General features: G+C 70.7%; 19 protein-coding genes and 2 pseudogenes. 14 read left to right on the top strand and 7 right to left on the bottom strand.

Features of this window, described 5'->3' with window-relative positions:
• Positions 1–762 (top strand): biotin/lipoyl-containing protein (locus AB0D57_RS34775; protein WP_362082459.1); only part of this gene is annotated, 762 nt, incomplete at its 5' end.
• A gap of 155 nt (positions 763–917) precedes the next feature.
• On the opposite strand, the gene AB0D57_RS34770 is transcribed toward AB0D57_RS34775, so the two are convergent.
• Positions 918–1,886, bottom strand: a complete 969-nt coding sequence (locus AB0D57_RS34770; RefSeq protein WP_362082456.1) for a DeoR/GlpR family DNA-binding transcription regulator — start codon at positions 1,884–1,886, stop codon at positions 918–920.
• A 178-nt stretch (positions 1,887–2,064) separates the two neighbouring features.
• Positions 2,065–3,513, bottom strand: coding sequence for an NAD(P)H-quinone dehydrogenase (locus AB0D57_RS34765; RefSeq protein ID WP_362082453.1), 1,449 nt, complete (start codon positions 3,511–3,513; stop codon positions 2,065–2,067).
• A 108-nt stretch (positions 3,514–3,621) separates the two neighbouring features.
• Here AB0D57_RS34765 and AB0D57_RS34760 point away from each other — a divergent pair, with 108 nt between their 5' ends.
• From AB0D57_RS34760 to AB0D57_RS34750, 3 genes and pseudogenes are all read left to right on the top strand, one after another.
• Positions 3,622–4,059 (top strand): gamma-glutamylcyclotransferase, encoded by a 438-nt coding sequence (locus AB0D57_RS34760; RefSeq protein ID WP_362082450.1) that lies wholly within the window; start codon positions 3,622–3,624, stop codon positions 4,057–4,059.
• Positions 4,060–4,186: 127 nt separating this feature from the next.
• Positions 4,187–5,011, top strand: a complete 825-nt coding sequence (locus AB0D57_RS34755) for a purine-nucleoside phosphorylase (protein ID WP_362082447.1) — start codon at positions 4,187–4,189, stop codon at positions 5,009–5,011.
• 225 nt (positions 5,012–5,236) lie between these two features.
• A pseudogene (locus tag AB0D57_RS34750) lies at positions 5,237–6,960 on the top strand (phospho-sugar mutase).
• 68 nt (positions 6,961–7,028) lie between these two features.
• Here AB0D57_RS34750 and AB0D57_RS34745 read toward each other — a convergent pair.
• The 3 genes from AB0D57_RS34745 to AB0D57_RS34735 all read right to left on the bottom strand — a co-directional run bounded on the left by AB0D57_RS34745 (position 7,029) and on the right by AB0D57_RS34735 (position 8,489).
• Positions 7,029–7,166, bottom strand: a complete 138-nt coding sequence (locus AB0D57_RS34745) for a hypothetical protein (protein WP_362082444.1) — start codon at positions 7,164–7,166, stop codon at positions 7,029–7,031.
• 44 nt (positions 7,167–7,210) lie between these two features.
• Positions 7,211–7,612: a PH domain-containing protein gene (locus AB0D57_RS34740; protein ID WP_362082441.1), complete on the bottom strand. Its 402-nt coding sequence runs from the start codon at positions 7,610–7,612 to the stop codon at positions 7,211–7,213.
• A 235-nt stretch (positions 7,613–7,847) separates the two neighbouring features.
• Positions 7,848–8,489 carry a PH domain-containing protein gene (locus AB0D57_RS34735; RefSeq protein ID WP_362082437.1) on the bottom strand — a complete coding sequence of 214 codons (642 nt, stop codon included), beginning with the start codon at positions 8,487–8,489 and terminating at the stop codon, positions 7,848–7,850.
• 208 nt (positions 8,490–8,697) lie between these two features.
• On the opposite strand from AB0D57_RS34735, the gene deoC reads away from it, so the two are divergent.
• From deoC to AB0D57_RS34720, 3 genes are read left to right on the top strand one after another with little or no spacing between them, the layout of a single operon-like run.
• Positions 8,698–9,654: a deoxyribose-phosphate aldolase gene (deoC, locus tag AB0D57_RS34730; protein ID WP_362082434.1), complete on the top strand. Its 957-nt coding sequence runs from the start codon at positions 8,698–8,700 to the stop codon at positions 9,652–9,654.
• Positions 9,655–9,660: 6 nt separating this feature from the next.
• Positions 9,661–11,091 carry an aldehyde dehydrogenase family protein gene (locus AB0D57_RS34725; protein ID WP_362082431.1) on the top strand — a complete coding sequence of 477 codons (1,431 nt, stop codon included), beginning with the start codon at positions 9,661–9,663 and terminating at the stop codon, positions 11,089–11,091.
• Positions 11,084–11,992, top strand: coding sequence for an aldehyde dehydrogenase family protein (locus AB0D57_RS34720; protein ID WP_362082428.1), 909 nt, complete (start codon positions 11,084–11,086; stop codon positions 11,990–11,992). Before AB0D57_RS34725 ends, AB0D57_RS34720 begins: the two co-directional genes overlap by 8 nt.
• A gap of 83 nt (positions 11,993–12,075) precedes the next feature.
• Here the strand turns inward: AB0D57_RS34720 and AB0D57_RS34715 are convergent.
• A pseudogene (locus tag AB0D57_RS34715) lies at positions 12,076–12,403 on the bottom strand (hypothetical protein).
• On the opposite strand from AB0D57_RS34715, the gene AB0D57_RS34710 reads away from it, so the two are divergent.
• Positions 12,342–12,521 carry a hypothetical protein gene (locus AB0D57_RS34710; RefSeq protein ID WP_362082462.1) on the top strand — a complete coding sequence of 60 codons (180 nt, stop codon included), beginning with the start codon at positions 12,342–12,344 and terminating at the stop codon, positions 12,519–12,521. The pseudogene AB0D57_RS34715 and the gene AB0D57_RS34710 sit on opposite strands and share 62 nt — an antisense overlap.
• Positions 12,522–12,723: 202 nt before the next feature.
• Entirely contained in the window at positions 12,724–13,362 is a 639-nt protein-coding gene (locus tag AB0D57_RS34705) for a uridine kinase (protein ID WP_362082425.1), read from the top strand.
• Positions 13,363–13,518: 156 nt separating this feature from the next.
• Here the strand turns inward: AB0D57_RS34705 and AB0D57_RS34700 are convergent, their stop codons facing one another.
• Entirely contained in the window at positions 13,519–14,310 is a 792-nt protein-coding gene (locus tag AB0D57_RS34700; protein WP_362082422.1) for a SigE family RNA polymerase sigma factor, read from the bottom strand.
• A 273-nt stretch (positions 14,311–14,583) separates the two neighbouring features.
• Here AB0D57_RS34700 and afsQ1 point away from each other — a divergent pair, with 273 nt between their 5' ends.
• The 5 genes from afsQ1 (at position 14,584) to AB0D57_RS34675 (ending at position 18,807) form a co-directional block, all read left to right on the top strand.
• Positions 14,584–15,261, top strand: coding sequence for a two-component system response regulator AfsQ1 (gene afsQ1, locus AB0D57_RS34695; protein ID WP_362082419.1), 678 nt, complete (start codon positions 14,584–14,586; stop codon positions 15,259–15,261).
• Entirely contained in the window at positions 15,258–16,961 is a 1,704-nt protein-coding gene (locus tag AB0D57_RS34690; protein ID WP_362082416.1) for a HAMP domain-containing sensor histidine kinase, read from the top strand. Before afsQ1 ends, AB0D57_RS34690 begins: the two co-directional genes overlap by 4 nt.
• The gene (locus tag AB0D57_RS34685; protein ID WP_362082413.1) at positions 16,958–17,590 is read left to right on the top strand and encodes a hypothetical protein; all 633 of its coding nucleotides are present in this window, start codon (positions 16,958–16,960) and stop codon (positions 17,588–17,590) included. Before AB0D57_RS34690 ends, AB0D57_RS34685 begins: the two co-directional genes overlap by 4 nt.
• A 352-nt stretch (positions 17,591–17,942) precedes the next feature.
• Positions 17,943–18,494, top strand: coding sequence for a VanZ family protein (locus AB0D57_RS34680; protein ID WP_362082410.1), 552 nt, complete (start codon positions 17,943–17,945; stop codon positions 18,492–18,494).
• A 112-nt stretch (positions 18,495–18,606) separates the two neighbouring features.
• Positions 18,607–18,807, top strand: coding sequence for a PspC domain-containing protein (locus tag AB0D57_RS34675; protein ID WP_362082406.1), 201 nt, complete (start codon positions 18,607–18,609; stop codon positions 18,805–18,807).
• Positions 18,808–18,850 lie beyond the last annotated feature (43 nt).

Raw genomic sequence — 18,850 nt, 5'->3', positions numbered from 1 at the left:
GGCGAGGACCCCGGCCGGGGCTTCCTCCCCGCCCCCGGCACCGTCACCACCTTCGCCCCGCCGTCCGGCCCCGGCGTCCGCCTCGACGCGGGCGTGGAGTCCGGCTCGGTCATCGGCCCGGCGTGGGACTCGCTCCTGGCCAAGCTGATCGTCACGGGTGCCACCCGTGAGCAGGCGCTCCAGCGGGCCGCCCGCGCCCTCGCGGAGTTCACCGTCGAGGGCATGGCGACCGCCATCCCGTTCCACCGCGCGGTGGTGACGGACCCGGCGTTCGCCCCCGAACTGACCGGTTCCACCGACCCGTTCACGGTCCACACCCGTTGGATCGAGACCGAGTTCGTCAACGAGATCCAGCCCTTCGTCGCCCCCTCGGACATCGAGGCGGAGGAGGAGCCGGACCGCGAGACGGTTGTCGTCGAGGTCGGCGGCAAGCGTCTGGAGGTCTCGCTCCCGTCCTCGCTGGGCATGTCCCTGGCTCGCACCGGGCTCGCGGCGGGCGCCAAGCCCAAGCGCCGCGCCGCCAAGAAGTCCGGCCCGGTCGCCTCCGGCGACACCCTCGCCTCACCCATGCAGGGCACCATCGTCAAGGTCGCCGTCGAAGAGGGCCAGGAGGTCAACGAGGGCGACCTCATCGTGGTCCTCGAGGCCATGAAGATGGAACAGCCTCTCAACGCCCACCGCTCCGGGACCATCAAGGGCCTGAGCGCGGAGGTCGGCGCGTCCGTCACGTCGGGCGCCCCGATCTGCGAGATCAAGGACTGAGACTCGGTCGTACGACATCCGAGGCGCCCGACGGACTGGAGCAGTCAGTCCGCCGGGCGCTTCGTTTCCCCCGTACAGCAGGGGCACGCCGAGCGGACTCGCCCCGACGACGTGCGTCAGGCGTTCCAGCAGCACCAGCACGCCGGTGGTCGGCGTCAGCGCCGACGCATGTCCGCCACCCGCGCCCGCTCTCCCGGGGACTGCTCGCCCAGGACGGTGGCGCTGCGCAACTGCGGTCCCGCGCCGGGCACCTGGCCGCGTCGCGGACCGGGAAGCGGCGGCATGTCCCGGCGTGGCTGTTGGCGCCCCGCCGGGGCCGTATCGCCTCCCGCACCGCCTCCCGACGGCCCGGCCACCGCGATCTGCACCCCCTGGTCCGCCAGGGCCTGCAGTTCGGTGACCGCCCGGTCGTCGTGCGTGGGCGGCTCGTCCGTCACCAGGCGGGTGATCAGATCGGTCGGCACCGTCTGGAACATGGTGTCGGTGCCGAGTTTGGTGTGGTCGGCGAGGACGACGACCTCCGCGGCGGCCTGCACCAACGCGCGGTCGACGGACGCCGACAGCATGTTGGAGGTGGACAGCCCGCGCTCGGCGGTGAGCCCGCTGCCCGACAGGAAGGCCCGGGAGACCCGCAGCCCCTGGAGGGACTGCTCGGCCCCGGAGCCGACCAGGGCGTAGTTGGAACCGCGCAGGGTGCCGCCGGTCATCACGACCTCCACACGGTTGGCATGGGCCAACGCCTGGGCCACCAGCAGGGAGTTGGTGACGACGGTCAGCCCGGGTACCCGCGCGAGCCGGCGTGCCAGCTCCTGCGTGGTGGTGCCCGCCCCCACCACAATGGCCTCGCCTTCTTCGACGAGACCCGCGGCGAGATCGGCGATGGCCGTCTTCTCGGCGGTCGCGAGATGCGATTTCTGCGGAAAGCCGGACTCCCGCGTAAACCCGCCCGGCAATACCGCACCGCCGTGCCGGCGGTCGAGGAGTCCTTCTGCCTCCAGTGCGCGCACGTCCCGCCGTACGGTCACTTCGGAGGTCTGGACGACGCGGGCGAGCTCACGGAGCGACACGGCCCCGTTCGCTCGCACCATTTCGAGGATCAATTGGCGACGTTCTGCAGCGAACACGAAACTGACAGTAACCCCAACGACCGTCTGCTTTCAGCAGTTTGCGCCGAATAGCAGAAGTTGTTCGCATGGCAGCGTACGAAGTGGTATACGCGCCTACTCGCGCCGCTTATGCCGACGAATGGTCGCACGCATGGTCGGCAACTCCCCTTGACCAGCGGGAAGTCGCCGTGTGCCGTCAGCCCTCGCCCGATGTCTTCCGGGTGTGCAACTGCCGGGCGACCTCGGCGATCGAGCCCGAAAGGGAGGGGTACACGGTGAACGCGTTCGCGATCTGTTCGACCGTCAGATTGTTGTCGACCGCGATCGAGATGGGATGGATCAGTTCCGAAGCACGCGGAGCGACGACCACACCGCCCACCACGATGCCGGTGCCCGGACGGCAGAAGATCTTCACGAAGCCGTCCCGGATGCCCTGCATCTTGGCGCGCGGGTTGCGCAGCAGCGGCAGCTTGACGGCGACGGCCTCGATCTTGCCGGCATCGACGTCGGCCTGGGTGTAGCCGACGGTGGCGATCTCGGGGTCGGTGAAGACGTTCGAGGACACGGTCTTGAGGTTCAGCGGGGCCACCGCGTCACCGAGGAAGTGGTACATGGCGATGCGTCCCTGCATCGCCGCGACGGACGCGAGGGCGAAGACACCGGTCACGTCACCGGCGGCGTACACGCCGGGGGCGGTCGTCCTGGAGACCTTGTCGGTCCAGATGTGCCCGGAGTCCCTGACCTTGACCCCGGCCTCCTCCAGGCCCATCCCGCTGCTGTTCGGAATGGCGCCGACGGCCATCAGGCAGTGCGAGCCACTGATGACCCGGCCGTCGGAGAGCGCGACCTCGACCCGGTCGCCGACCCGCTTGGCGGACTCGGCGCGGGAGCGGGCCATGACGTTCATGCCACGGCGCCGGAAGACGTCCTCCAGCACCGCCGCGGCGTCCGGGTCCTCGCCGGGCAGCACGCGGTCGCGGCTGGAGACGAGGGTGACGCGCGATCCGAGCGCCTGGTAGGCCCCCGCGAACTCGGCGCCGGTGACACCGGAGCCGACGACGATGAGCTCGTCGGGCAACTCGTCGAGGTCGTACACCTGGGTCCAGTTCAGGATCCGCTCGCCGTCGGGCTGGGCGTCGGGCAGCTCACGGGGATGCCCGCCGGTCGCGATCAGCACGGCATCGGCGACGAGCGTCTCCTCGCTGCCGTCGGCGGCCCGCACGACGACCTTGCGGGACCCGTCCAGCGCCTGCATGCCCTCGAGCCGCCCACGCCCGCGCAGCACCCGCGCCCCGGCCCGGGTCACGGACGCCGTGATGTCGTGCGACTGGGCCAGCGCCAGCCGCTTCACCCGGCGGTTGACCTTGCCGAGGTCGACCCCGACGACCCGTGCGGGCGCGTCGATGTGCGGGGTGTCATCGGCGACGATGATCCCCAGCTCTTCGTACGAGGAGTCGAAGGTGGTCATCACCTCGGCCGTAGCGATAAGGGTCTTCGACGGCACGCAGTCGGTGAGCACCGACGCCCCGCCCAGACCGTCGCAGTCGACGACGGTCACCTCCGCGCCGAGCTGCGCGGCAACCAGCGCCGCCTCGTACCCGCCGGGTCCGCCACCAATGATCACGATCCGAGTCACGTACTCCATTGTCCCGCACGCTTCAAGGTGCTTCCGCCCGGGGGGCCGCGCCCCGCGTATCCGAGCTCCATCTGTTACGCGAGAGGCGTCTGTGTTCGCTGCCGTACCCTCGACCCCATGTCGCTCTACGCCGCGTACGCCGGCAATCTCGACCCGCGGCTCATGACGCGCCGCGCACCGCACTCGCCGCTGCGCGCCACCGGCTGGCTGAACGGCTGGCGGCTGACCTTCGGGGGCGAGCACATGGGCTGGGAAGGCGCGCTGGCCACCCTCGTCGAGGCGCCCCGCTCGCAGGTCTTCGTGGCGCTGTACGACGTCGCGCCCCTGGACGAGGACTCCCTGGACCGCTGGGAGGGCGTGGGCCTCGACATCTACCGCCGGATGCGGGTCCGTGTGCACACCCTCGAGGGCGAGGAGCCCGCGTGGGTCTACGTCCTGAACGGGTACGAGGGCGGACTCCCCTCCGCGCGCTACCTCGGCGAGATCGCCGACGCGGCGGAGTCGGCGGGGGCACCCCACGACTATGTGATGGAGCTCCGCAAGCGGCCTTGCTGAGGCCGGTGGTCCACCCGTTGTCGGAAACGACGGGCGGCCCCTTCGTTGGAAACGACAAGACAACGATCGCAAGACCGTGAGCTCTGTCATCTACGCGCGTAGGCCTGGACCGGCTACCCTCATGCGCGTGAACGCATCTCTTCTTCCGGACGACATCCAGGGCGACCCCCACGCCGCCGCCGACGCCGCCGCCACCCGCCTGCGGGAGCTCACGGGCGCCGAGACCCACGACGTCGCGCTCGTGATGGGCTCCGGCTGGGCACCGGCCGTGGACGCCCTCGGCTCCCCCGAGGCCGAGTTCCCGGTCACCGAGCTGCCCGGGTTCCCCCCGCCGGCGGTCGAGGGGCACGGCGGCAAGATCCGGTCGTACCGGATCGGCGACAAGCGGGCCCTGGTCTTCCTGGGCCGCACCCATTACTACGAGGGCCGCGGGGTCGCCGCCGTCGCGCACGGCGTCCGTACGGCCGTCGCGGCGGGCTGCAAGACCATCGTGCTCACCAACGGCTGCGGTGGTCTGCGCGCGGACATGCGCCCCGGTCAGCCGGTGCTGATCAGTGACCACATCAACCTGACGGCCACCTCCCCGATCGTCGGGGCGAACTTCGTCGACCTCACCGACCTGTACTCGCCGCGGCTGCGCGCCCTGTGCAAGGAGATCGACCCCAGCCTGGAGGAGGGCGTCTACGCCCAGTTCACCGGGCCGCACTACGAGACGCCGGCCGAGATCCGGATGGCTCGCGTCATCGGGGCGGATCTGGTGGGCATGTCGACGGTCCTCGAGGCGATCGCCGCGCGCGAGGCGGGGGCGGAGGTGCTCGGTATCTCCCTCGTCACCAACCTCGCCGCCGGGATGACGGGCGAGCCCCTCAACCATGAGGAGGTCCTCCAGGCGGGCCGCGACTCGGCGACCCGCATGGGCGCGCTCCTCACCCAGGTCCTGGACCGGCTGTAGGGTTCTCGCCCCCGCCGCCCCTACCCGTCCCATCCCTGGGGGCTGCCGCCCCCAGCCCCCGTTCGGACTGAACGGCCTCGTCCTCAAACGCCGGACGGGCTGAGATGCCCAGGGGCACGGGGCTGTGACATTGTGCGGCTCCGCCGCGTGGGCGCGCCCGGCCCCCACCGCCCCGCAGCCAAAGAACCACCGCCGGGGGTCTGGGGGCGCAGCCCCCAGGAACGGATGGGACGGGTAGGGGCGGCGGGGGCGAGACAACCCCCACCCCACCCCCAGGCTCACCGCAAGCCACCACCAACCAGAGAGGTTCACCCGACGTGCAGGACGAACTCATCGCACGGGCCGAGGCGTGGCTGGCCGAGGACCCCGACACGGACACCCGTGAGGAACTCGCGAGGCTCATCGACGCCAAGGACGTCACCGAGCTCGCCGCACGCTTCAGCGGCACCCTCCAGTTCGGCACCGCGGGTCTGCGCGGCGAACTCGGCGCGGGCCCGATGCGCATGAACCGCGCGGTGGTCATCCGCGCCGCCGCCGGCCTGGCCGCGTACCTGAAGAAGAAGGGCGAGACGGACGGCCTCGTCGTCATCGGCTACGACGCCCGCCACAAGTCCGCCGACTTCGCCCGCGACACGGCCGCGGTGATGACGGGCGCGGGCCTGAAGGCCGCCGTACTCCCCCGCCCCCTCCCCACTCCCGTCCTGGCCTACGCCATCAGGCACCTCGGCGCCGTCGCGGGCGTGGAGGTCACCGCCAGCCACAACCCGCCCCGCGACAACGGCTACAAGGTCTACCTCGGCGACGGCTCCCAGATCGTCCCCCCGGCCGATGCCGAGATCGCCGCGGAGATCGACGCCATCACGAGCCTCACCACCGTCCCCCGCCCGGACGACGGCTGGGAAACCCTCGACGAGGGCGTTTTGAACGCCTACCTGGCCCGCACGGACGCCGTACTCGCCAAGGACTCCCCCCGCACCGCCCGCACGGTCTACACGGCGATGCACGGCGTCGGCACGGAAACCCTGCTGGCCGCCTTCGCCCGCGCCGGCTTCCCGCAGCCCGTGCTCGTCGCCGAGCAGGCCGACCCGGACCCGGACTTCCCCACCGTCGCCTTCCCGAACCCGGAAGAGCCCGGTGCGATGGACCTCGCCTTCGCGAAGGCCCGCGAGACGAACCCGGACCTGATCATCGCCAACGACCCGGATGCCGACCGCTGCGCCGCGGCCGTCAAGGACGGCGCCGACTGGCGCATGCTCCGGGGCGACGAGGTGGGCGCGCTGCTGGCCACCCACCTGGTCCGCCGCGGAGCGCGGGGCACGTTCGCCGAGTCGATCGTCTCCTCCTCCCTCCTCGGCCGGATCGCCGAGAAGGCGGGAGTCCCGTACGAGGAGACCCTGACCGGCTTCAAGTGGATCGCCCGCGTGGAAGGCCTGCGGTACGGCTACGAGGAGGCGCTCGGTTACTGCGTCGACCCCGACGGCGTACGCGACAAGGACGGCATCACGGCGGCGCTCCTCATCACGGAGCTGGCCTCCGAGCTGAAGGCGCAGGGCCGCACGCTCCTCGACCTGCTCGACGACATCGCCGTGGAGCACGGTCTGCACGCCACGGACCAGCTCTCCGTCCGCGTGGAGGACCTCGCGCTGATCGCGAACGCGATGCGGCGCCTGCGCGAGCAGCCCCCGACCCACCTGGCGGGCCTGCCCATCACCAGCTCCGAGGACCTGACGAAGGGTACGGACAAGCTCCCGCCGACGGACGGTCTGCGCTACACGCTGGACGGCGCCCGTGTCATCGTCCGCCCCAGCGGCACGGAGCCGAAGCTGAAGTGCTACCTGGAGGTCGTGGTCCCGGTCGGCTCGCACGCCGGACTGGCCGCGGCCCACGCGAAGGCCGCCGAACTGCTGGCGGCGATCAAGCGGGACCTGTCGGCGGCGGCCGGCATCTGACACCGCCGTCGCCCCCCTTCACACCGGGCGGGATGCCGAACGGGGGCCGGGCCCGGTGGCTCAGTCCCTCAGGAGGTGGTGACCTTCGTGCCGACGGGCAGGATCGCGAACCGGTCGAAGCCACAGCAGCCGTGGCCGACGCGCACGGCGATACGCATGTCGTGTCCGTTCTCGGTGCCGCAGGCGGTGATGTTCGCCTGCGGCACCCCGTCGCACAGCGGTCGCGCGGACTGATCAGTGGGGCGGTGGGTCAGTGGGTCAGCACCACGACCGCCGCCCACGCCACCGTGCCCACCACGGCGAGCGGCCACAGCGGACGCCCGCGCTCCCGCTCACCGCTCTCGCCCGTCGGCCGCAGCAATGGGTCCTGCCACATGGCGGTGATCTCCGCCGCCGTCTTCTCGTACGGGTGGACCAGGTTCAACTTCCGCTCCAGCCAGGGCCATCGCGGGCCGTGCACCGTCCATGCGTCGAAGCTCGCGCGGTGGCTGTCCACCTTCAGCTCGGATCCCTTGCACCGGACGACCCGTATGTGGTCCCAGTCGACGTGCCGGGACCCGCGCAGCCCGTTGACCCACAGCCCGGAGCTGTCGGCGGTGACGCGCCACGCGGCCATACCGGGCAGCGACAGCACACCGACGAGGCCGACCACGACACCCAGCGGATACCGCCAGCAAGCCGCTGGACGGGCGGGCGGAGTGTGGCCCCTATTTAGACCGACCGGCAAATGGGGCGCGACGCCGCCCCCCATTTGCCGGTCGGTCTTACCCGAGAAAGCTGTGAATCCGGTCGGCGGTGCCGCCGCCACCGCACAGGTACCAGAAAAACCGTGAACACTTTCCGCGAAAGTGTTCACGGTTTCCGAGGAAGGTCCCCGGGGGGCCGGGTCAGCCCATCGCCAGCAGCACCGCGAGCAGCACCGCCCCGGCGACCGCGGCCCCCATCACCTCGTACGCCCACCGCACACTGACCTCGCCCTGCGCTCCCTCGGCGGCCCCCCGGGCCTCGGCCAGCTGACGCAGGTCCTCCATGATCTGGTCGCTTTGAGCGCGCGACGGCTCGGCCGTCGCCGGGGGCGTACGCCCGCCGCTCTTGGCCGTAACCCCCCGGGCCTGCCGCCCGGCCGCGCGCTTGCGGGCCCGCAGCGAGACGGGGATCGCCCACAGTTGGTACTTCGTGCCGGAGGTGTCGACGACCTCGTTGGAGTAACTGGACCGCAGCGTGGCGACCGTGCTCCAGGGCAGCACGATGACGCGGAACGGGTTGCGGATGCGCAGCCGGTCCTCGTTCGCGTAGACGGCGGGGCGCAGGGTGAAGGCACCCACCAGCGGCACCAGGAGCAGCAGCGCGGCGAGCGCCACCCATGGCGTGCGGCCGTGCCCTGAGATCACCGCGTCGATACCGAGCCAGCCGGCGAGGGCGAGCAGCAGTACGCCGCCCGCGATGCCTGCGGGTGACCGGTAGACCCGATCCTTCGACTCGGGTCGCGAGGCGTCCGGCACGGGTGACTGATGGTCCGGGGTCGTCATGCCCCCGATTCTGCCCGACGCCTCACGGCGGGTTCCCTCGCCCCCGCCGCCTCTACCCGTCCCATCACCCTTGGGGGCTCCGCCCTGCTCGAGCGAAGCCGAGAGCTTGGGGGAGGGTAGGGGCGGCGGGGGCGAAAAGCCTCGGCCCGCACACCCACCCCCAGGGGTGTACAGCCGCTACGCGCGTAGATATGCTCGGCTGGTGACCATGCCCACCACTGCACCCGCTGCACCCGCACTCGGCGACGTAACCGCCTCCGACAGCACGCTGCGCCGCTTCCTCCACGGGCTCCCCGGCGTAGACGCGGTCGGCCTGGAGGCGCGCGCCGCCTCGCTCGGCACCCGTTCCATCAAGACCACCGCGAAGGCGTACGCCATCGACCTCGCGATTTCGATGGTCGACCTGACGACGCTGGAAGGCGCGGACACCCCGGGCAAGGTCCGGGCGCTCGGCGCCAAGGCGGTCCACCCGGACCCGACGGACCGCACGACACCCACGACCGCCGCCGTCTGCGTCTACCCCGACATGGTGGCCACCGCAAAGGCGGCCGTCGCCGGCTCGGGCGTGAAGGTCGCCTCCGTCGCCACCGCGTTCCCCGCGGGCCGCGCCGCGCTCGACGTGAAGCTCGCCGACGTCCGCGACGCGGTCTCCGCGGGCGCCGACGAGATCGACATGGTCATCGACCGCGGCGCGTTCCTCGCGGGCAAGTACATGAAGGTGTACGACGAGATCGTCGCCGTGAAGGAGGCCTCCGGCGAGGCCCGCCTCAAGGTCATCTTCGAGACCGGCGAGCTGTCGACGTACGACAACATCCGTCGCGCGAGCTGGCTCGGCATGCTGGCCGGGGCGGACTTCATCAAGACCTCCACCGGCAAGGTCGCCGTCAACGCGACACCCGCGAACACGCTCCTCATGCTGGAAGCCGTCCGTGACTTCCGCGCCCAGACCGGCATCCAGGTCGGTGTGAAGCCCGCCGGCGGCATCCGCACCACCAAGGACGCCGTCAAGTTCCTGGTCCTGGTCAACGAGACCGCGGGCGAGGACTGGCTGGACAACCACTGGTTCCGCTTCGGCGCGTCCTCGCTCCTGAACGACCTGCTGATGCAGCGTCAGAAGCTGGCCACCGGCCGCTACTCCGGCCCCGACTACGTGACGGTGGACTGATCCATCATGGCTTTTGAGTACGCACCCGCACCGGAATCCCGCTCCGTCGTCGACATCGCGCCGTCGTACGGCCTGTTCATCGACGGCGAGTTCACCGAGGCCGCCGACGGCAAGGTCTTCAAGACCATCAGCCCCTCCACCGAAGAGGTCCTCTCCGAGGTCGCCCAGGCGGGCGCGGCAGACGTGGACCGCGCCGTGCAGGCTGCCCGTAAGGCCTTCGAGAAGTGGTCGGCACTGCCCGGCTCCGAGCGCGCCAAGTACCTGTTCCGCATCGCTCGGATCATCCAGGAGCGCTCCCGCGAGCTCGCCGTCCTCGAGACCCTCGACAACGGCAAGCCCATCAAGGAGACGAGGGACGCCGACCTCCCCCTCGTAGCCGCGCACTTCTTCTACCACGCGGGCTGGGCCGACAAGCTCGACCACGCAGGCTTCGGCGCGAACCCGCAGCCGCTGGGCGTCGCCGGCCAGGTCATCCCCTGGAACTTCCCCCTCCTGATGCTGGCGTGGAAGATCGCCCCGGCGCTGGCGACCGGCAACACGGTCGTGCTCAAGCCCGCCGAGACGACTCCCCTGTCCGCACTCTTCTTCGCGGACATCTGCCGCCAGGCGGGCCTCCCCAAGGGCGTCGTCAACATCCTTCCGGGGTACGGCGACACGGGCGCCGCGCTCGTCGCGCACCCGGACGTCAACAAGGTCGCCTTCACGGGATCGACGGCCGTCGGCAAGGAGATCGCGCGGATCGTCGCGGGCAGCCGCAAGAAGCTGACCCTCGAACTCGGCGGCAAGGGCGCGAACATCGTCTTCGACGACGCCCCCATCGACCAGGCCGTCGAGGGCATCGTCACCGGCATCTTCTTCAACCAGGGCCAGGTCTGCTGCGCGGGCAGCCGTCTCCTCGTACAGGAGTCGATCCAGGACGAGCTCCTGGACTCGCTCAAGCGGCGCCTGTCGACCCTCCGCCTCGGCGACCCCCTCGACAAGAACACGGACATCGGCGCGATCAACTCCGCCGAGCAGCTCGCACGCATCACCGCGCTCACCGAGCAGGGCGAGGCGGAGGGCGCCGAGCGCTGGTCCCCGGCCTGCGAACTCCCCTCCTCCGGCTACTGGTTCGCCCCGACGCTCTTCACGAACGTCACCCAGGCGCACACCGTCGCCCGCGACGAGATCTTCGGCCCGGTGCTGTCCGTCCTCTCCTTCCGCACCCCGGACGAGGCCGTCGCCAAGGCCAACAACTCCCAGTACGGCCTCTCGGCGGGGATCTGGACGGAGAAGGGCTCCCGGATCCTGGCCGTCGCGAGCAAGCTGCGCGCGGGCGTCATCTGGTCCAACACGTTCAACAAGTTCGACCCGACCTCGCCGTTCGGCGGGTACAAGGAGTCGGGCTTCGGCCGCGAGGGCGGCCGCCACGGCCTGGAGGCGTACCTCGATGTCTGATCGACTCTCAGTCTTCAAGACCTACAAGCTGTACGTCGGCGGGAAGTTCCCGCGTTCGGAGAGCGGCCGGGTGTACGAGGTGACCACAGCAACATCAGCCGCTGACGCGGCGGGCAAGGGCAAGTGGCTGGCGAACGCCCCCCTCTCCTCCCGCAAGGACGCCCGTGACGCCGTAGTGGCGGCCCGCAAGGCGTTCGGCGGCTGGTCCGGCGCGACGGCGTACAACCGCGGCCAGATCCTCTACCGCGTCGCGGAGATGCTGGAGGGCCGCAAGGAGCAGTTCGTACGCGAGGTCGCGGACGCGGAGGGCCTGTCAAAGTCGAAGGCGGCCACCGTCGTCGACGCGGCGATCGACCGCTGGGTCTGGTACGCGGGCTGGACCGACAAGATCGCCCAGGTGGTCGGTGGCGCCAACCCGGTGGCGGGCCCGTACTTCAACCTCTCCTCCCCGGAGCCGACGGGCGTCGTCACCGTCCTCGCCCCCCAGGAGTCGTCGTTCCTGGGCCTGGTCTCGGTGATCGCCCCGGTGATCGCGACCGGCAACACGGTCATCGTGATCGCGAGCGAGAAGTCCCCGCTCCCCGCGCTGTCGCTGGGCGAGGTGCTGGCCACCTCCGACGTCCCCGGCGGCGTGGTCAACGTCCTCTCCGGCAGGACGGCGGAGCTCGCGGCCCCGCTGGCCTCCCACCAGGACGTCAACGCGATCGACCTCGCGGGCGCGGACGACGTACTGGCGAAGGAACTGGAGATCGCGGCGGCGGACAACCTGAAGCGAGTCCTTCGTCCACAGCCTGTGGATTACTTCGCGACTCCCGGCATCGAGCGCCTGACCGCCTTCCTGGAAACGAAGACGGTCTGGCACCCGACGGGCGCACTGGGCGCGTCGGGCTCGTCGTACTGAGGTTTCGGGCTTTCGCGCCCCCGTCAACGAGAGAGCCGCGCATCCCCTCCGTCCAGGGGAAGCGCGGCTCTCTTCCCGTTCCGTCAGCGCAGGAGCCCCGTCGCCTGGCCCAGCACCGGAACGCTGCCCACCGACGGGGCCTGCGCCACCGGTCGCGTCAGGGCCTGCGACGACAGGGGCTTGAAGTCGGCGATCTGAGTGCCCACCCCGTTGTCGAGCGGGTCGGCCCCGGTGCCCGCGAGCGGGTTGGGCTTGAGGCCCTCGATCGGACCGGTGACATGTCCCACCGTGCCGGTGGGCGCCTGCCGACCCGCCTGCGGGTCGGCAGGCGCCCGGTGAATGAGGCCGGGTGCGCATCACGTCCACGGTGGGGTCCGCGTTCGCGACGGCCGGCGTGGCCGCGGCCGCCACACCGGCAGCGACCACACCGACCGCAGCGGCAATGCGCACGGTCGTACGGGTCATGGTGGTCTGCTGGGCCGGGCGTCGCGCCATCGGGTTTCCTCTTCGGAGAGCGGAGAGCAACTGATTCCGCACGCACGGTAGTTGCCCGGCTTCCGCTCCGGGCGGTCCGGGCGACGGATTCGCTCGTACGGGTCAACAGGCATGCGGACCGTAGGCCGGACAATCGTCAGGGCAACGGATGGGCAGGGGGATTCGGGCAGGAGATAATGTCCGGAGGCTTGCCGATGAACGGCGAGGCGAAATCGAGTCACAGAAGGTACAGAGAATTGGGTTCCCATCCCCCGATACCCACCCGCGTGGTGCTGCTCTGCGGCCCCTCCGGCTCTGGAAAGTCCCTTCTCGCGGCCGAATCCGGGCTTCCCGTGCTCCGCCTCGACGACTTCTACAAAGAGGGCACCGACCCGACGCTGCCCCAGGTGGCGGGCAGCTCCGACATCGACTGGGACCATCCGCAGTCGTGGGACGCGGACACCGCGGTCGCCGCGCTCGAGGAGCTGTGCCGCACGGGTCGTACGACCGTCCCCGTGTACGACATCTCCCTCAGCGCCCGTACCGGCGCGGAGGCGCTGCACATCGAGCGGACGCCGCTGTTCATCGCGGAGGGCATCTTCGCCGCCGAGATCGTCGAGCGCTGCCGCGAGCTGGGATTGCTGGCCGACGCGCTGTGTCTGAGTCGCGGCCCCGTCACGACGTTCCGCCGCCGCTTCCTGCGGGATCTGCGGGAAGGCCGCAAGTCGGTGCCGTTCCTGCTGCGCCGCGGCTGGCGCCTGATGCGTGCCGAACGCTCGATCGTCGCGCGCCAGACCGCGCTGGGCGCGCACGCGTGCGACAAGGCCGAGGCCCTGGGCCGCCTGGCCGCGGCGGCCGCGGGACGCCGCGCCACACCGCGCACGACCGCGGTGTAGCCACGGCCGCCGGCCCCCGGCCGCGTCCGCGCAACGAAACGTCCGCACAACGAAAACATCCGCACAACGAAAAGAGGCCCAGGCGGACCCCCCGTCCGCCCGGACCTTTTCTCGTTTCCCCCCGTGGTCCCCCGTGACCCCGTTCCCCCCAGACCCTCAGGCGACAAGCTCCCCGAAGGACTCCTCCTCGTCACGGCCGAAGCTGAGGACCTCGTCCTCACGCATCCGGCGCAGCGACCGCCAGATGCTCGACTTCACCGTGCCGACACTGATGTCGAGGATCTCCGCGATCTCCGGGTCCGTGCGGCCCTCGTAGTAACGAAGGACCAGCATCGTGCGCTGGAGTTCGGGCAGCCGGGCGAGCGCCTGCCACAGCACGGCGCGCAGCTCGGTGCCGCGCATCGCGTCCGTGTCACCGGCGGTCTCCGGCACTTCCTCGGTCGGGTACTCGTTCAGCTTGCGGCGGCGCCACGCGCTGATGTGCAGATTGGTCATGGTGCGGCGGAGATAACCCCCGACCGCGGCCTTGTCACTGATCCGGTCCCAGGCCCTGTACGTCGAGAACAGCGCGCTCTGCAGCAGGTCCTCGGCCTCGAAGCGGTCCCCGGTCAGGTGGTAGGCAGTTGCGTACAGGGAGGCGCGGCGCTCCTGGACGTAGGCGGTAAACGCCGCTTCGGCATCTACAGTCTCCGACACCGAGCGACGCTCCCCCGTGCCCTCCCCGTACGCGGCTCCCCCGTGAGCCTTCCCCCCGGTGTTGCTTTCCCCCGTGTTGCTTTCCCCCGTGAAAGCGTCAACCACCGTCATGTAACCGGTGTGCTGACGCCCGGTGCCGCGAGCGCACCCCCGCCCGCTCACGGCACCGGACTTCTCCGTGCCCCGGGTGACATCGTGCAGACGCGTGACAACTGCGCTAGCGCTGGTGCTGGTGCTGTGCAGCGTGTTCATCTCGCGCCCCCCGTCGTGGAGTCCCGGTTCTTCGGTTCGTTCCGTCGTGCTTCCTTGCTTGTGTCGAAAAGCTTGCCCGGGCCACTTCATGGCCGTGTCCGCCGACTGTCACAGACCTGTCACAGGGCCCCTCCGCAGGCGCGTCACAGCGTGATCACAGAGAAGGGCGGTAGCACACGCACATGCCCGTCAGGTGGCCCCTTCTGTGCGAGAGATGGATGGGAGCGCTCCAACTGTCGAAAGACTCCCCCGCCATGGGCCAGAATGACGTTCGTGCCTTCCCTGTTGCTGATCGAGGACGACGACGCCATCCGTACGGCCCTGGAGCTCTCTTTGACCCGCCAGGGACACCGTGTGGCCACCGCTGCCACCGGCGAGGACGGTCTGAAACTACTGCGTGAGCAGCGGCCGGATCTGATCGTGCTGGACGTGATGCTGCCCGGCATCGACGGGTTCGAGGTGTGCCGACGCATCCGGCGCACGGACCAACTGCCGATCATTCTGCTGACCGCGCGCAGCGACGACATCGACATCGTGGTCGGGCTCGAGTCCGGCGCCGACGACTATGTCGTGAAACCCGTGCAGGGCCGGGTGCTCGACGCCCGTATCAGGGCCGTCCTGCGACGCGGGGAACGCGAGGCCACCGACTCGGCGACCTTCGGCTCCCTCGTCATCGACCGCGCGGCGATGACGGTCACCAAGAACGGCGAGGATCTGCAACTGACGCCCACCGAGCTGCGGCTGCTCCTCGAGCTGAGCCGGCGGCCCGGACAGGCCCTGTCCCGGCAGCAGTTGCTGCGCCTGGTCTGGGAGCACGACTACCTGGGCGACTCACGCCTGGTGGACGCGTGTGTCCAGCGCCTGCGCGCGAAGATCGAGGACGTCCCCTCCTCGCCCACCCTGATCCGCACGGTCCGCGGGGTCGGCTACCGACTGGACTCTCCTCAGTGACCAAACCGCACGACAAGCTCCACGGCTGGGCCGCGGCACGCAAGGCGCTACTGGCGGGTCTGCGCTTCACCAGTCTGCGGCTGCGCCTGGTCGTGGTGTTCGGCCTCGTCGCGCTCACGGCCGCGGTATCGGCGTCGGGCATCGCCTACTGGCTCAACCGCGAGGCTGTGCTGACGCGTACGCAGGACGCGGTGCTGCGCGACTTCGAGCAGGAGATGCGCAATCACGCGAGCCTGCTGCCGGTGCACCCGGCACAGGACGAACTGCAGCGCACGGCCGGACAGATGGCGAGCAGCAGCCAGCGCTTCAGCGTGCTGCTGATCGCCGAGGACGAGAGCGGCAAGACCGTCGTCGGCAACTCCGAGTTGGACAGCTTCACGCTGGAGGACGTACCCAAGTCCCTCCAGAAGGCGGTGAACAAGAAGCAGCCGCTCACCTCGAACAACAAGTCCGCTCATCACCTGTACTGGCAGCGGATCACCGACCACGACAAGCCGTACCTCGTGGGCGGCGCGAAGGTGATCGGTGGCACGACGACCGGATACATGCTCAAGTCGCTGGAGCCCGAGGCCAAGGACCTCAACTCCCTGGCCTGGTCGCTCGGTATCGCCACCGGCCTGGCGCTGATCGGCTCGGCGCTGCTGGCCCAGGCCGCCGCGACGACGGTCCTCAAGCCGGTGCACCGCCTGGGCACCGCCGCCCGCCGCCTCGGCGAGGGCAGGCTCGACACCCGGCTGCGGGTGTCGGGGACCGATGAACTCGCCGACCTCTCCCGCACGTTCAACCGGGCGGCAGAAGCCCTGGAGAAGCGGGTGGCGGACATGAGCGCGCGGGACGAGGCCTCCCGCCGCTTCGTGGCGGACATGTCGCACGAACTCCGTACTCCCCTGACGGCGATCACCGCCGCCACCGAAATCCTCGAAGAGGAACTGGACGCGGAGACGGGCAGCATCGACCCGATGATCGAACCGGCCGTACGGATCGTCGTCAGCGCGACCCGCCGGCTGGGCGACCTCGTCGAGAACCTCATGGAGGTCACCCGCTTCGACGCGGGCACCGCCCGACTCGTCCTGGACGACGTGGACATCGCCGACCAGATCACCGCGTGCATCGACGCACGCGCCTGGCTGGACGCGGTGGAACTGGACGCGGAGCGGGGCATCATGGCGCGCCTCGACCCGCGCCGCCTGGACGTGATCCTGGCGAACCTGATCGGCAACGCGCTCAAGCACGGCGGCAGTCCGGTCCGCGTGTCGGTCCGTATGGAAACGGACGACCTGGTCATCGAGGTGCAGGACCACGGGCCCGGTATCCCCGAGGACGTCCTCCCGCACGTCTTCGACCGCTTCTACAAGGCGAGCGCGTCGCGCCCCCGCTCGGAGGGCAGCGGTCTCGGCCTGTCCATCGCGCTGGAGAACGCACACATCCACGGCGGCGAGATCACCGCGGCGAACGCGCCCAAGGGGGGCGCGGTCTTCACGCTCCGGCTCCCGCAGGACACGTCGGAGCTGCTCGCCGACGACGAGCGCGAGCGGAACGGAAACGGGACCGGGACCGGGACCGGGACCGGGACCGGGACCGCAAGCGGGACCGGGAAAGGGACCGGGAAGGGGACCGGGAAGGGGACCGGGAAGGGGACCGGGAAGGGGACCGGGAAGGGGACCGGGAAGGGGAAGGGAACGGAGGGCACCGCCGGATGACGACCGTACGACGTCCACTTTGGCCGACCGCCGCACTGCCGGTCACGGTGCCGGTCGCGCTGCTGGTCGCACTGCTCGCGGGCTGCGGCATCCGCTCCACCCAGGTCCCGACGGACTTCGGCCCGGCGCCCTCCCGGGTGCCGTGTGCCCTGTCCGGCCAGGACATCTCCACGCAGACCTCGCACGGCGTCCCGGTCCAGGTCTTCCTGCTCTGCTCCGAACAACTGGTGACGGTCGACCGGTCCGTGAGCGTTCCCGACGGTACGGCGGAGGCGGCGCGGCGTGTTCTGGTGGCACAGGGGCTCCTCGACGAGCTCGCCGAAACACCCTCCACGCCCGAGCAGCAGGCGGGCTACACGACGGACGTGCGCGGCGGCATGACGGTGAGCGGTCCCCGGCCCAAGGACCCGGAGGGCACGCTCCGGCTGAGCACCCCTCCCCAGGACCTGACGCCCGCCGCCCTCGCCCAGATCGTCTGCACCTTCTCCGACTCCGCCGCCGCCCAGGAAGACGGCTCGGTCGTCCTCGGCCCCGACACGGGCCCCCTGCGGCGCTACGAGTGCACCACCGACGTCCGCTCCGCCCCCGCGACGAAGTCCCCGCCGTCCACGACGGTCGACGGCACCTGAGGGTTCTCGCCCCCGCCGCCCCTACCCGTCCCATCCGTTCCTGGGGGCTCCGCCCCCAGACCCCCGGCGGTGGTTCTTTGACTGCGGGGCGGTGGGGGCCGGGCGCGCCCACGCGGCGGAGCCGCACCATGTCACAGCCCCGTACCCCTGGGCATCTCAGCCCGTCCGGCGTTTGAGGACGAGGCCGTTCAGTCCGAACGGGGGCTGGGGGCGGCAGCCCCCAGGGATGGGACGGGTAGGGGCGGCGGGGGCGAGCCAACCACCCCGTCCATGTGGCGCATCCCTCACCCGTCGGCCCCAAGCTCACCAACAACCCGGAACCGATCCCGCCGAACACCGCGTCTTGGGAGGCGTGCAACGTCAAGGCGAAGGCGGCGGCAGCGCCGCGATCCGCGTCCGTGCGGCAGGAGTCCTCCTCCTCGTCGCGCACCTCGCGCTCGTCGCCTGGATCACACTGCGCCCCCTGGACGTTCCCTGGGTGAGCCCCGCGAACCTGCGCCCGTTCGCCGGTATCAGAGCCGACCTCGATCTCGGCCCCGCCGAGGCCGCCCGCCGTATCGCGGAGGGCCTCGCCCTGCTCGCCCCCCTCGGCGTCCTGCTCCCGATGGCCGGCGGCAAGCTCGCCGCCTCCCCGCTCGGCTCCCTGGTCCGCACGGTCGCCGCGGGCGCCCTGCTCTCCCTGGGCATCGAGCTCCTGCAGACCGGTGTCCCCGGCCAGGTCGTGGACGTCGACTCGCTGCTGCTCAACAGCGTCGGCGTGGCCCTGGCCCACCTCGCGATCGTGCCCGCCGGCAGGGCCAGGCTCCGCCGCCGGGTCGAGACTCGACGTCGCGCGGCCCTCCCTCGGGAGGATGCGACTCAGGGTCGGACCCCGACGATTCCCAGGGTCGGGATCGCACCGTAGAGCGACGCTTCGCCCCCCTTCGTCACCATAGCGTTGAGGACGTTGAAGACAACGAAGCCGGGAAACCACATCCTCCGGCACTCAGCCACCCACGGTTCACGAAGGAGCCGCCATGTCCCGCCTCGCCCGCCCCACCAACGGCCGCATGATCGGCGGAGTGTGCGCCGCGCTGGCGCGTCGCTTCGGCACCTCCGCGACCACGATGCGCGTGATCTTCGTGCTCTCCTGCCTGCTCCCGGGCCCGCAGTTCCTGCTCTACATAGCGCTGTGGATCCTGTTCCCGTCCGAGGACAAGGCCCGCACGGCCTGGTAGTCACCGTGCCCGCCTCCCTCACCGACCAGCGCGACACGCCGGT

This window comes from Streptomyces sp. NPDC048275 (assembly GCF_040652275.1).
Classification (GTDB): Bacteria; Actinomycetota; Actinomycetes; order Streptomycetales; family Streptomycetaceae; genus Streptomyces.
The sequence above is the reverse complement of the archived record's forward strand: the minus strand, read 5'-3'. Positions and strand labels throughout refer to the sequence as shown.